At 69.8% G+C, this 13,239-nt stretch carries 9 protein-coding genes and 1 pseudogene; 6 read left to right on the top strand and 4 right to left on the bottom strand.

Annotated elements, in window-relative coordinates:
- From QFZ67_RS34870 to QFZ67_RS34895, 6 genes are read left to right on the top strand one after another with little or no spacing between them, the layout of a single operon-like run.
- The gene (locus QFZ67_RS34870; protein ID WP_307665028.1) at nt 1–2,439 is read left to right on the top strand and encodes an FAD-dependent oxidoreductase; all 2,439 of its coding nucleotides are present in this window, start codon (nt 1–3) and stop codon (nt 2,437–2,439) included.
- A gap of 27 nt (nt 2,440–2,466) precedes the next feature.
- Nucleotides 2,467–3,318 carry a bifunctional methylenetetrahydrofolate dehydrogenase/methenyltetrahydrofolate cyclohydrolase gene (locus QFZ67_RS34875; RefSeq protein ID WP_307665029.1) on the top strand — a complete coding sequence of 284 codons (852 nt, stop codon included), beginning with the start codon at nt 2,467–2,469 and terminating at the stop codon, nt 3,316–3,318.
- Entirely contained in the window at nt 3,315–4,592 is a 1,278-nt protein-coding gene (gene glyA, locus QFZ67_RS34880; RefSeq protein ID WP_307665030.1) for a serine hydroxymethyltransferase, read from the top strand. The genes QFZ67_RS34875 and glyA overlap by 4 nt, the downstream gene beginning before the upstream one ends.
- Nucleotides 4,589–5,821, top strand: coding sequence for a sarcosine oxidase subunit beta family protein (locus QFZ67_RS34885; protein WP_307665031.1), 1,233 nt, complete (start codon nt 4,589–4,591; stop codon nt 5,819–5,821). Before glyA ends, QFZ67_RS34885 begins: the two co-directional genes overlap by 4 nt.
- Nucleotides 5,822–5,833: 12 nt before the next feature.
- Nucleotides 5,834–9,091, top strand: a complete 3,258-nt coding sequence (locus QFZ67_RS34890; RefSeq protein WP_307665032.1) for a sarcosine oxidase subunit alpha family protein — start codon at nt 5,834–5,836, stop codon at nt 9,089–9,091.
- Nucleotides 9,084–9,677 carry a sarcosine oxidase subunit gamma gene (locus QFZ67_RS34895; protein WP_307665033.1) on the top strand — a complete coding sequence of 198 codons (594 nt, stop codon included), beginning with the start codon at nt 9,084–9,086 and terminating at the stop codon, nt 9,675–9,677. Before QFZ67_RS34890 ends, QFZ67_RS34895 begins: the two co-directional genes overlap by 8 nt.
- 45 nt (nt 9,678–9,722) lie before the next feature.
- Here QFZ67_RS34895 and QFZ67_RS39205 read toward each other — a convergent pair.
- From QFZ67_RS39205 to QFZ67_RS34910, 4 genes and pseudogenes are all read right to left on the bottom strand, one after another.
- Nucleotides 9,723–9,968: pseudogene (locus QFZ67_RS39205) on the bottom strand (low temperature requirement protein A); the annotation flags it as partial.
- Entirely contained in the window at nt 9,943–11,013 is a 1,071-nt protein-coding gene (gene sbnA / locus QFZ67_RS34900) for a 2,3-diaminopropionate biosynthesis protein SbnA (protein ID WP_307665034.1), read from the bottom strand. The pseudogene QFZ67_RS39205 and the gene sbnA, both read right to left, overlap by 26 nt.
- A 140-nt stretch (nt 11,014–11,153) precedes the next feature.
- Nucleotides 11,154–12,188 (bottom strand): 2,3-diaminopropionate biosynthesis protein SbnB, encoded by a 1,035-nt coding sequence (sbnB, locus tag QFZ67_RS34905; RefSeq protein ID WP_373430162.1) that lies wholly within the window; start codon nt 12,186–12,188, stop codon nt 11,154–11,156.
- A 32-nt stretch (nt 12,189–12,220) separates the two neighbouring features.
- Complete coding sequence (locus tag QFZ67_RS34910; RefSeq protein WP_307665036.1) at nt 12,221–13,225, bottom strand: TauD/TfdA family dioxygenase; 1,005 nt, start codon at nt 13,223–13,225, stop codon at nt 12,221–12,223.
- Nucleotides 13,226–13,239: the final 14 nt, after the last annotated feature.

The following is a 13,239-nucleotide window of genomic DNA, read 5'->3' on the forward strand; positions in this document are numbered from 1 at the left end:
ATGGCGGGACCCCGAGTGGTCATCATCGGAGCGGGCGTCGTGGGAGCGGCGCTTGCCGACGAACTGTCCTCCGCAGGCTGGAGTGACATCACGGTCGTCGACCAGGGGCCCCTCCCCGCCACCGGCGGGTCCTCGTCCCATGCTCCGGGGCTGGTCTTCCAGGCGAACTCCTCGAAGACCATGACCGAGCTCGCCCGCTACACCGTCGAGAAGTTCTGCAGCCTCGACGTCGACGGACAGCCCTGCTTCCTGCAGGTCGGGGGCCTCGAGGTGGCCACCACCCCCGAACGCCTGACCGAGCTGCACCGCCGCCACGGCTGGGTCACCGCCTGGGGCATCGAGTCCCGGCTGCTGAGCCCCGAGGAGTGCATCGAACTGCACCCGCTGGTGGACGGCGGGTGCGTCCTCGGCGGCCTCCTGGTCCCCACCGACGGCCTGGCCAAGGCGGTGCTCGCCGTCGAGGCCCAGATCCGTCGGGCCACCGAGCGCGGCGTACGCTTCCTCGCCCGCCACGAAGTGCTCGACGTCGTCCAGGACGAGGGCAAGGTCAGCGCGGTCGTCACCGACCAGGGAGAGATCCCCGCCGACATCGTCGTGTGCTGTGCCGGCATCTGGGGCCCGAAGATCGCCCGCATGGTCGGCATGAACCTGCCGCTGACCCCGCTCGCCCACCAGCTCGCCTGGACCGGCCCCGTCCCCGCCCTGGAAGGCCAGGCCGAGGAGGCCGTCCGGCCGATCCTCCGCCACCAGGACGCGGACCTGTACTACCGCGACCGCTTCGACCGCATCGGCATCGGCTACTACGGCCACCGGCCCATGCCCGTCGACGCGGAGGACATCGCCTCGGTGGACGACGCCGAGCTGATGCCCTCGGTCCTGAAGTTCACCGAGGACGACTTCGCCGACGCCTGGGCCGAGACTCGGGCCCTGCTGCCGGCGACGCGCGACGCCAAGATCGAAGAGGGCATCAACGGCCTCTTCTCCTTCACCACCGACGGCCTGCCGCTGCTGGGCGAATCACCGGACGTTAAGGGCTTCTGGGTCGCCGAGGCCGTGTGGGTCACCCACTCCGCCGGCGTCGCCCGCGCGGTGGCCGAATGGCTCGTGGACGGCCACTGTTCGTCCTTCGATCTGCACGAGTGCGACGTCAACCGCTTCGAGCCGCACCAGCTCTCGCCCGAGTACGTCCTGGCCCGCGACTGCCAGAACTTCGTCGAGGTCTACGACATCCTCCACCCCCTCCAGCCGGCCGGCGCGCCACGACCCCTGCGCACCAGCCCCTTCCACGCCCGCCAGCAGGAACTCGGCGCCTTCTTCCTGGAGGCCACCGGCTGGGAGCGGCCCCAGTGGTACGAAGCGAACGAGCACCTGACGGCCGGGCGTTCCATTCCCACTCCCAACGACTGGGCGGCGCGCTACTGGTCGCCCATCGTCGGCGCCGAGGCCCAGACCACCCGCGAGACCGTCGCGATGTACGACATGACGGCACTCAAGCGTCTGGAAGTCACCGGCCGCGGCGCCGCCGCCTTCCTCCAGCGGCTGTCCACCGGCAACGTCGACAAGTCGGTCGGCTCGGTGACGTACACCCTGCTCCTCGACGAAGACGGCGGCATCCGCAGCGACATCACCGTCGCCCGCCTCGGCCGCGACCACTTCCAGGTCGGCGCCAACGGCAACCTGGACCTCGACTGGTTCGGCCGGCACCTGCCGGCGGACGGGTCGGTCCAGGTACGCGACATCACCGCCGGCACCTGCTGCATCGGCCTGTGGGGCCCGCTGGCCCGCGAGGTCCTCCAGCCGCTCGCCGACTCGGACTTCTCCAACGACGGTCTGAAGTACTTCCGCGCCAAGCGCGCCCACATCGGCTCCGTCCCCGTCACCGCGATGCGCCTGTCGTACGTCGGCGAACGCGGCTGGGAGCTGTACACCACCGCGGACATGGGCGTGAAACTGTGGGACACCCTGTGGCAGGCCGCCCAGCCCCTCGGCGGCATCGCCGCCGGCCGCGGCGCCTTCAACAGCCTCCGTCTGGAAAAGGGTTACCGCTCCTTCGGCACCGACATGACCTATGAGCACGACCCCTACGAGGCGGGTGTCGGCTTCGCCGTCAAGCTCGACAAGGACGACTTCATCGGCAAGGCGGCGCTTGAACGGCGCAAGGCCGACGTGCGGCGCCGCCTTACCTGTCTGACCATCGACGACCCACAGGCCGTGGTCATGGGCAAGGAGCCGGTGTACGACGGCGACCGCCCCGTCGGCTACGTCACCAGTGCCGCGTACGGCTACACGATCGGCAAGGGCATCGCCTACGCGTGGCTGCCCGCCGAGCTCGCCACTACCGGCACCGCCGTGCACATCGGCTACTTCGACCAGCGCGTCGAAGCGGTCGTCGCCGATGAGCCGCTGTTCGACCCGTCCATGTCCCGCCTGCGCGGCTGAGCCCCCACCCGTATGAAGAGGAGCGATGTGAACGCACGGATCCTGGACGGCAAGCGGACCGCGGCTGCGATCCGCACGGAACTCGCCGAGCGCGTCGCCAAGCTGGCCGCGCGGGGAATCACGCCAGGCCTCGGCACCGTGCTGGTGGGCGACGATCCCGGCAGCCACGCGTACGTCGCAGGTAAGCACCGCGACTGCGAACAGGCCGGGATCGCCTCCATCCGGCGCGAACTGCCCGCAGACGCGACGCAGGAGCAGGTGGAGGCCGTCATCGACGAGCTCAACGCCGACCCCGCCTGCACCGGCTACATCGTCCAACTGCCGCTGCCGCGGGGCCTCGACGCCAACGCAGTACTGGAGCGTATGGACCCGGCCAAGGACGCCGACGGCCTGCACCCCGTGAGCCTCGGCCGCCTCGCGCTCGGCGTCGAGGCCCCGCTGCCCTGCACCCCGCGCGGCATCGTGGAACTGCTGCGCCGCCACGATGTCCCCCTCGCCGGAGCGCGGGTGTGCGTCATCGGGCGAGGCATCACCGTCGGCCGGCCGATCGGGATGCTGCTCACCCGCAGGTCCGAGAACGCCACCGTGACCCTGTGCCACACCGGGACCAAGGGTTTGGCCTGGCACGTACGCGAGGCGGACATCGTCATCGCGGCCGCCGGATCGCCCGGACTGATCACCCCCGAGATGCTCCGGCCCGGTGCCGTCGTCCTCGACGTCGGAATCACCCGCACCGACGAAGGGCTGATCGGCGACGTCCACCCCGACGCCGCCACGGTCGCCGGATGGGTCGCGCCCATGCCCGGCGGCGTAGGACCCATGACGCGGGCCATGCTGCTCGCCAATGTCGTTGAGGCCGCCGAGAGGAACGCCGCATGAACACGCTGAACGCGCCACTCGCCGAGCTGGACCCGGAGGTCCACGCCGCCGTCGCCGCGGAGCTGGACCGCCAGCAGTCCACCCTCGAAATGATCGCGTCGGAGAACTTCGCCCCCTCGGCGGTCATGGAGGCCCAGGGCTCGGTCCTGACGAACAAGTACGCCGAGGGCTACCCGGGCCGCCGCTACTACGGCGGCTGTGAACACGTCGACGTGACCGAGCGGCTGGCCATCGAGCGGATCAAGTCCCTCTTCGGCGCCGGGTTCGCCAATGTGCAGCCGCACTCCGGCGCCCAGGCGAACACCGCCGTCTTCTTCGCTCTGCTCAAGCCCGGTGACACCGTCCTCGGCCTCGACCTCGCGCACGGCGGGCACCTCACCCACGGCATGCGCATCAACTACAGCGGCAAGATGCTCAGTGTCGTGCCCTATCACGTGGACGAAACCGACAACCTGGTCGACATGGACGAGGTGGAGCGGCTCGCCAAGGAGCACAGCCCCAAGATGATCATCGCGGGCTGGTCGGCGTATCCCCGGCAGCTGGACTTCGCGGCCTTCCGGCGGATCGCCGACGAGGTGGGCGCGTATCTGATGGTCGACATGGCCCACTTCGCGGGCCTCGTGGCCGCCGGGCTGCACCCCAATCCCGTACCGCACGCCCATGTCACCACCACGACCACCCACAAGACGCTCGGCGGCCCGCGTGGCGGCGTCATCCTCACCAATGAGGCCGACCTCGCCAAAAAGATCAACTCGGCGGTGTTCCCCGGTATGCAGGGTGGACCGCTGGAGCATGTCATCGCCGCGAAGGCGGTCTCGTTCAGGCTCGCCGCGTCGCCGGAGTTCGCCGAGCGGCAGGCCCGCACGCTCGCCGGGTCCCGCATTCTCGCCGAACGGCTTACTCAGCCCGACGCGACCGCGGCCGGAGTGAGCGTCCTCACCGGCGGCACTGACGTCCATCTGGTCCTGGTCGACCTCAGGGAGTCGGAACTGGACGGGAAGCAGGCGGAAGACCTGCTGCACGGCATCGGCATCACCGTCAACCGCAACGCCGTCCCCTTCGATCCCCGCCCGCCCATGGTCACTTCAGGGCTGCGCATCGGCACCCCCGCGCTGGCCACGCGCGGCTTCACCGAAGAGGACTTCGCCGAAGTCGCCGATGTGATCGCGCTCGCGCTCCAGCCCGCCCCGGACGTCGCCGCGCTCCGCGCCCGTACGCAGGCGCTGGCCGCCAAACACCCGCTGTACCCGCACCTTTCAGGAGACGCCCGATGAGCCCCCGCACCCCGGGTGCCGACCTCCCCGAGCACCCCGACTGGCTGTGGCGCACGCCCGAGCCGAAGCCGTCGTACGACGTGGTGATCGTGGGCGGCGGCGGACACGGTCTCGCGACCGCCCACTATCTGGCGAAGAACCACGGCATCACCAATGTGGCCGTGCTGGAGAAGGGCTGGCTCGCGGGCGGCAACATGGCCCGCAACACCACCATCATCCGTTCCAACTATCTGTGGGACGAGAGCGCCGGAATCTACGAGCACGCCCTCAAGCTGTGGGAGGGGCTGGCGGACGAACTCGACTACCCGATCCTCTTCTCCCAGCGCGGTGTGCTGAACCTCGCCCACAGCCTGCAGGATGTCCGCGACAGCGTGCGCCGAGTCGAGGCCAACCGGCTCAACGGTGTCGACGCCGAATGGCTGGACCCGCGGCAGGTCAAGGACGTCTGCCCCATCGTCAACATCTCGCCCGACGTGCGGTATCCGGTGATGGGCGGCACCTACCAGCCGCGGGCCGGCATCGCCAAGCACGATCACGTCGCCTGGGGGCTGGCGCGTTCCGCCGATGCCGCCGGCATCGACATCATCCAGAACTGCGAAGTCACCGGCATCGACATCGCCGGCGGTCGGGTCGTCGGCGTACAGACCACGCTCGGTCCCATCGCCGCCGGAAAGGTGGCGCTCTGCTCAGCCGGTCACACCTCGGTGCTGGCCGCCATGGCGGGCTTCGAGCTGCCGCTGCAGAGCCACCCGCTCCAGGCGCTGGTCTCCGAGCTGCTTGAGCCCGTGCACCCCACGGTCGTGATGTCCAACGCGGTGCATGTGTACGTCAGCCAGGCCCACAAGGGCGAACTGGTGATGGGCGCGGGCATCGACGCGTACAACGCCTACACACAGCGCGGCGCCTTCCACATCATCGAGCACCAGATGTCGGCCGCCCTGGAACTCTTCCCGGTCTTCGCCCGTGCCCATGTGCTGCGTACCTGGGGCGGCATCGTCGATGTCAGCCCCGACGCCTCGCCGATCATCGGACTCAGCCCGGTCGACAACCTCTACCTCAACTGCGGCTGGGGGACCGGCGGGTTCAAGGCCACCCCGGGCGTCGGCTGGGTCTACGCCCACACCATCGCCCACGACACCCCCCACCACCTCAACGCCCCCTTCTCGCTCGACCGATTCACCACCGGCGCGCTCGTCGACGAGCACGGCGCGGCCGCGGTGGCCCACTGAGGAGCCGAATCGATGCTGCTCATCCCATGCCCCTGGTGCGGGCCCCGTGACGAAGCCGAATTCCACTACGGCGGTCAGGCACACGTGCCGTATCCCGAGGACAGCGCTGCCCTGACCGACCAGGAGTGGGCGCGCTACCTCTTCTTCCGCGACAACCCCAAGGGCCCGTTCGCTGAGCGCTGGAGCCATGCGGCCGGATGCCGTCGTTGGTTCAACGCTGTGCGCAATACGGCGACGAACGAGATCCTGACGGTGTACCGAGCGGGCGAGCCGAAGCCGAATCCAGCCCGTCCGGCGGAATTTGAGCCCCTCCGGCGTTTGAGGAGCGGGGTCCGGGGCGGAGCCCCGGTTACGGGAAGGGGCGGGGTGGGGGAGAACTCCCTGGCCACCGGCGCGCACCCGGCGACGAAACCTCAGGCACTCGAGGCCGCAGGCACGGGCACTGGCACCGGCACTCAGCCCCTCCGCCTCACCACGGGCGGTCGCGTAGCCCGGGACGAACGGCTCACGTTCACCTTCGACGGCACGACGTACGAAGGCTTCCGCGGAGACACCCTCGCCTCCGCCCTCCTCGCCAACGGCATCATCCAGGCCGGGACCAGCATCAAGCTCGGCCGCCCGCGCGGCATCTTCTCCGCCGGAGTCGAGGAGCCCAACGCCGTCGTCCAGATCGAGGAGCCGTTCCCCGAGCCCATGCTGCCCGCCACGGCCGTGGAGCTGTACGACGGGCTCGTCGCGAGCAGCCTCCCCGGCCAAGGGCGGCTCGCCACCGAACCCGACCCCGCGCGCTACGACGCCGTCCACGCCCACTGCGACCTGCTCGTCGTCGGCGCAGGACCGGCCGGACTCGCGGCCGCGTCCGCCGCCGCCGGCAGCGGCGCGCGCGTCATCCTCGCCGACGACCAGCCAGAGCTGGGCGGAAGCCTCCTCGGGACAGGCCAACTCATCGACTGGGCAGGCGAGTTGGGCGAGCGGCTCGCTGCCGAGCCCGAGGTGCGCGTGCTGCGCCGCACCACCGCCTTCGGCTACTACGACGACAATCACGTCCTCGCCGTCGAGCGCCGCACCAACCACCTCGGCGGCGAAGCCCCCGAGTACGTCTCCCGCGAGCGCGTCTGGCGCATCCGCGCCCGCCGCGTCGTCCTGGCCACCGGAGCGCACGAGCGGTCGCTCGCCTTCGCCGACAACGACCGCCCCGGCGTCATGCTGGCGGCATCCGCCCGTACGTACGCCAATCGCTACGGCGTCCTGCCCGGCCGTCGCGCCGTCGTCTTCACCACCAACGACAGCGCCTACCCGGCCGCGCTCGACCTGGCGGCGGCGGGCGTGGAGATCGCGGCGGTCGTCGACACCCGCCTCGAACCGGGGGAGTGGGCGCGCCGCGCCCAGGACGCCGGGATCGAGGTGCTCGCCGGGCATGCCGTCACGGGCACCGAGGGCGGTGCGCGCCTCACGGCGGTGACTGTCGCCCCGTACGGAGAGTCCGCAGGGAACCGCGAGTTCGCCGTCGACCTGCTGCTGGTCTCCGGTGGATGGAACCCCGTCGCGCATCTGTTCAGCCAGGCGGGCGGAAAGCTGCGCTACGACGAGACGCTCGGCACGTTCGTCCCGGACACCTGCGGTCAGGCGGTCGAGGCCGCAGGCTCCGTCTCCGGTGTCTTCGATCTGCCCGGCGTCCTCGCTCAGGGCGCCGCGGCGGGCACCCGAGCGGTCGAGGCCGAGGGCTATGTGGCCGGCGTACCCGAGCTCCCGGTCGCGGCCGGCGAATCGCAGACCCCGTCCATGCAGGTCTTCGTCGTCCCCGGCGCCGCAGGCGCGCCCCGCTTCATCGACCTTCAGCGTGATGTCACCGTCGACGACCTCGCCCGCGCGACCGGCGCCGGTATGCGCTCGGTCGAGCACACCAAGCGCTACACCACCGCGGGCACCGCCAATGACCAGGGCAAGACCTCCGGTGTCCTCGCCAGCGGCACCGTCGCTCAGCTCCTTGGCGTGGACATCTCCGCCCTCGGTACGACGACGTTCCGCCCTCCCTACACCCCCGTTTCCTTTGCCACCCTCGCGGGCCGCGACCGCGGCGCGCTCCATGACCCTGCACGCGTGACCGCCCTGCACGACTGGCACGTTGAGCATGGCGCGCTCTTCGAGAACGTCGGTCAGTGGAAGCGGCCCTGGTACTACCCGCAGGACGGCGAGGACATGAATGCCGCCGTGCTCCGTGAGTGCCGCGCTGCCCGAGAGGGCGTCGCCTTCATGGACGCCTCGACCCTCGGCAAGATCGATGTGCAGGGGCCGGACGCCGCCGTCCTGCTCGACCGGCTCTACACGAACATGATGAGCACCCTCAAAGTCGGCATGATCCGCTACGGCGTCATGTGCCGACTCGACGGCATGATCTTCGACGACGGCACCGTCATCCGCCTCGCCCAGGACCGTTTCCTGGTCACCACCACGACCGGCAACGCGGCCGCCGTCCTGGACTGGATGGAGGAGTGGCTGCAGACCGAGTGGCCCGAACTGCGCGTCCACTGCACCTCCGTGACCGAGCAGTGGGCCACCGTCGCCCTCGTCGGCCCCCGCTCCCGCGACGTACTGGGCGCCCTCGCACCGGACCTCGCCGTGGACAACGACAGCTTCCCGTTCATGGCATGGCGCGAGTCGGCCGTCGCCGGAATCCCGGCCCGTGTCTGCCGGATCAGCTTCTCCGGCGAACTGGCCTACGAGATCAACGTGTCGCCGTGGGAAGCCCGCGCGCTGTGGGAGGCGCTCTACGAGGCGGGGAGCCCGTTCGGCATCACCCCGTACGGCACCGAGACCATGCACGTCCTGCGCGCCGAGAAGGGCTATCCGATCATCGGCCAGGACACCGACGGCACCGTCACCCCGCAGGACCTCGGGATGAGCTGGGCGGTGTCCAAGAAGAAGCCCGATTTCGTCGGCAAGCGATCCCACGCACGCGCCGACACCACGCGTGGCGACCGCAAGCACCTCGTCGGCCTGCTCCCGGAAGACCCGGACTCGTTCCTCCCCGAGGGCACCCACCTGGTCGCCGACAGCGTGCTACCCGAGCCACCGGTGCCGATGCTCGGTCATGTCACATCGAGCTACCACAGCGCGGCGCTCGGCCGGACGTTCGCACTCGCCTTGATCAAGGGCGGCCGGGACCGCATCGGCGAGCGGCTGTTTGCACCTGTGGGCGACCGTCTGGTCCCAGTGACCGTCGCAAGTCCCGTCCTCTACGACCCCGAGGGAGCCCGCCGCGATGGCTGACACCGCTACCCGCCACAGCCCCCTGGCGCACGCCGCCGGCCGCTTCGCCGCGGCCACCCGCGCCTCGGGCGGCGACGTGCGCCTGGCCGAACTGCCTTTCCTCGCCCAGGTCAACGTCCGGCTCGACCCCAAGGGGCCGGCTGCCGACGCCGTCGGGCTTGCCCTAGGTCTCCAACTGCCCCTCGAACCCAACACCGTCGTACACGCCGGTGACCGCTCTGCCCTCTGGCTCGGCCCCGACGAATGGCTCGTCGTCGGCCCGCCCGGCAGTCAGGCGGGCCTGGAGCACCAGATCCGGGCTGCTGCCGGCGACGAGCCGGCAGCGGTCACGGACGTCTCGGCCCAGCGCACCACCCTGCTCGTCGCGGGCCCTCGCGCCCGCGACCTGCTGGCCCACGGCTGCCCGCTGGACCTGCACCCGCGTTCCTTCGGGCCTGGCCGCTGTGCCCAGACCACCCTGGCCCGCGCGCAGGTCGTGCTGGTTGCACGCGACGAGGCCCGGGCCGGGTTCTGGCTGCTGGTCCGTTCGTCCTTCGCCGGGTATATGGCGGACTGGCTGTTGGATGCCGCGTCGGAGTACGTCTGAGTCTGACGGACGGGCACGGCGCCACGGATGGCCCAGTCGGATCAGGCTTCCCGCCGGACTTGGGCAGTGTCGGAACCAAGCGTGTCCGCACAGGTAGACGGCTACACCCCACGCAACAAAAAGCGCGCCCGGAACCGTCGCGTGATCCAAAGGGTGAGCCGCCGACTTCTTCACTCCCGCAGCGAACGTGACCACGCCCAGAAGCAGAGGGATGTGGGCGTAGTTGTACGCTTTGACGGCCGCGACCGCACGCTGGGTGTCACGCCTAGGTCTTACGACCCTGGAGCTGATGGCGCCGGTCGCCGGTCTGCAGGTCCGGCAGTCGGCCCGGTCGCGTCGGTGGCGCGGGGGAGGGCGCCCATGAACCGGCGGACACCTCGTCGGAGTTGAGCACGGCCTCGCCGTACAGATCCTGCAGCCAATTGGCCTGGTAAATGGTGTCGAGGTAGCGATCGCCCAGGTCCGGGGCGATGGCCACCGCGGTGATTTCACGCGCGTCATGCTGCGTCAGCCAGCCCATCGCGCCGCTGACCACCGTGCCGGTGGAGCCGCCGAACAGGAATCCGTGCCTGGCCAGACGATGGCACGTACGGATGGTGTCCGCCTCCTCGACGCGTATCACCTCGTCCACATAGGACTCGTCGAGCAGCGGCGGACGGATGCTCATGCCCAGGCCGGGAATCATCCGGCGGCCTGGCGCACCACCGAAGGCCACCGAACCGACGCTGTCCAGTGCGATGATCCGCACCGGCCGGTGCCACTCACGGAAGTAGCGCGCGCAGCCCATCAGGGTCCCGGTAGTGCCGGCTCCGATGAACAGCACGTCCAGCCCCGGGAACTGGCGGGCGATCTCCGGCCCTGTCTTGCCGTAGTGCGCCTTCCAGTTGCTCGGATTGGTGTACTGGCTGAGCCACACGTAGCGGTCGTCGGAGGCGCACAGTGCGCGGACGTAGTCGAGCCGCGCGCCCAGGAAGCCGCCGTAGGCCTCCTGTCCGGCGACGATGTGCACCTGGCTGCCCAACGCCTCCATCATCAACCGGGTCGACAGGTTGCAGCGGGAGTCCGTCACGCACAGGAAGCGGTAGCCCTTGCTCGCCGCGATCATGCTCAGCGCCACGCCGAGGTTTCCGGACGAGGACTCGACCAGGATCGAATCCGGCGTCAGGACTCCATCCCGCTCAGCGGTCTCCACCATCTCGGTCGCGGCCTTCAGCTTGATGGAGCCGGCGAAGTTGAAGCCCTCACACTTCAGGAATAGCGAGTGCCCGAAGATCGACCGAAGGTCGACATAGAGCTCTTCTTCATTGAAGGCGTAAGGAACAGATATGACGGGCACGATGGTCTCCTCACCTGCAGCAGAGCATGGGGGAGCCCTGCGTCAGCGGCCGCGGTCCAGTACGCCCTGATCTGCGGCGACTTGACCGGCGATCTCTCCTGGGATTACTCCTGCATAGGCCTCCTGGGCTCTCGGCCGGCTCATCCGTACCGGCTCAGTTCGTGGAAGAAGTCGTCGACTACGTGCAACTCTCCGGAGCGGACCACCTCGTCGTAGACGTACTTGCCGACGGCGAGGTCGAGCACCCCGAGGCCGAAGGGCGAGAACACCACCGGCCGGTCTGCCGGCAGCGTCACCCGCCCGGCCATCACGTCGTCCAACGTGCCGTGCAGGAACTCCCGGTTGCCCGTGAGCTGCTCGGCCAGATGCGGCGACGTGTTGGCCTTCAGACAGTGCTCGACGTCATCGACGATGTTGGTCGAGGCGAGCACGATCTCCGGCGCGAGGTCGCGCAGCGACAGGTGCAGCACCAGCGGATTGTGTGCGAACGTCGACACGTCCCTGACGTGCGGCTCACCGGCGACGGTGGCGAAGATCACCAGGTCGCTGAGGCGGATCAACTTCTCGGCGCTGTCGTGCACGGTGATCCGACCGGCGGTGCCCGACTGCTCCAGGTAGCACCGGAAGCCGGACGCGCTGTCGGCGGACAGGTCGTGCACGCCGATCTCGTCGAACGACCAGCCGGTGCCGGCCAGGAAGGTGTGGACGTAGCGGGCGATCAGGCCCGTCCCGATGAACCCGACGCGCGTCGGCCGCGGCCGGCCGTGGCTGAGGCATTCGGCCGCCGACGCCGCCGAAGCGGCCGTCCTGCTGGCGCTGATGATCGAGCTTTCCAGACAGGCGAACGGGTAGCCGGTGTCATGGTCGTTGAGGATCAGCACGGCCGAGGCCCGCGGGATGCCTGCCGTCACGTTCTCCGGGAAGCTGGAGATCCACTTCAGGCCGTCCACCCGCACCTCCCCGCCGATCGAGGCGGGCAACGCGATGATCCGGGAGGAGGGGCGGTCGGGGAAACGCAGGAAGTAGGACGGCGGGTTCACCGAATGACCGGCGCTGTGCAGCCGGTAGGTGGCCTCGACCAACTCCACGATCTCCTTCTCGCGCCCCTGCAGCACGCGCTGAACCTGGGCACCGGAGATCACCGCGAACGGTGGCACAGTGATCGGCTCGGACATTGCGGACTCCGTGGCGGTGGGACGGATGGGGGTCATCCTGCGGTCACCTCGACGGTCGGCGAGCAGTCGGCCAGGCGCACCGCGTCGGCCATCGCGACGAGCACTTCGCGCGGTCCCTCGAAGGGCTCCCTGCTGTGCGAGGTGCGGACGTTGTCGACGAGCATCAGGTCGCCGGCCTGCCACGGCTCGCGTGCGGTGTTGTCCTCGTAGACCTGGTTGAGCAGCTGCACGACGTCCTCGCCGATCGGGTCGCCTTCGCCGAAGCGGGTATTGAACGGCAGTCCGTCGGCGCCGTAGACGTCCACCAGGTACTCGCGCACCTCGGGGGCTATCGTCCACTCGTTGAGGAACGCGATCTGGTTGAACCAGCAGCGCCGGCCGGTGACCGGGTGTCGCACCACGGCGCTGCGGCGCTGCCTGGTGCGCAGTCCACCGTCGGGCTGCCACTCGAACTCGATCGCGTTGGCACGGCAGTAGCTCTCGACGGCGCCCCGGTCCTCGGTGCCGAACGCCTCGGCCACGGACGCCCCGATCTCGTCGTTGTAGCTGCGGGTGAGCAGCCAGCCCTCCCGCTCGAACCGCTGGGTCAACTCGGTGGGCAGTGCGTCGAGCACGGTCTGTGAGTCGGCCACCGCGGTAGCCCCGCCCTCGGTGGGCGCACTGAGGCACGCGAACAGCATCAGGCCGGGGAACTCGAGCCGGTAGCTCAGTTCGTGGTGCATGCACATCGGCTGGTTCGGCGGCCACTGCGATGAGGAGTACACGCCGTCGGCGTAGGCCCGCCGAGGCGCGAAGGCCTCCTTCTCGGTCATCAGCCCGGTGGTCAGCCTCGAGAAGACGGCACCGGTCTCGGCCGCGTCGCGCAGCCCGAGGCCGCGCGCCAGGACCGAACCGTGCTCGGCGACGACGGCGCGCAGCGCGTCCCGGTGCTCGGCCGCCCAGCTCAGCGCGTCGCCGGTGGTCTCGACCCGCAGCATCGGAGGTTTGCCGGGTTGCAGCTCCAGGTCGAGCAGTGACGCCTGGGATGAGGACGACATCTCGTTTTCCTTTC

It is taken from the genome of Streptomyces sp. V1I1, from assembly GCF_030817355.1.
In the GTDB taxonomy this organism is placed as follows: domain Bacteria; phylum Actinomycetota; class Actinomycetes; order Streptomycetales; family Streptomycetaceae; genus Streptomyces.

Coding starts and splice junctions, on each gene's coding strand:
- QFZ67_RS34870 (WP_307665028.1), top strand. CDS start 1: ATGGCGGGACCCCGAGTGGTCATCATCGGAGCGGGCGTCGTGGGAGCG.
- glyA (WP_307665030.1), top strand. CDS start 3,315: ATGAACACGCTGAACGCGCCACTCGCCGAGCTGGACCCGGAGGTCCAC.
- QFZ67_RS34885 (WP_307665031.1), top strand. CDS start 4,589: ATGAGCCCCCGCACCCCGGGTGCCGACCTCCCCGAGCACCCCGACTGG.
- QFZ67_RS34890 (WP_307665032.1), top strand. CDS start 5,834: ATGCTGCTCATCCCATGCCCCTGGTGCGGGCCCCGTGACGAAGCCGAA.
- QFZ67_RS34895 (WP_307665033.1), top strand. CDS start 9,084: ATGGCTGACACCGCTACCCGCCACAGCCCCCTGGCGCACGCCGCCGGC.
- sbnB (WP_373430162.1), bottom strand. CDS start 12,188: ATGTCCGAGCCGATCACTGTGCCACCGTTCGCGGTGATCTCCGGTGCC.
- QFZ67_RS34910 (WP_307665036.1), bottom strand. CDS start 13,225: ATGTCGTCCTCATCCCAGGCGTCACTGCTCGACCTGGAGCTGCAACCC.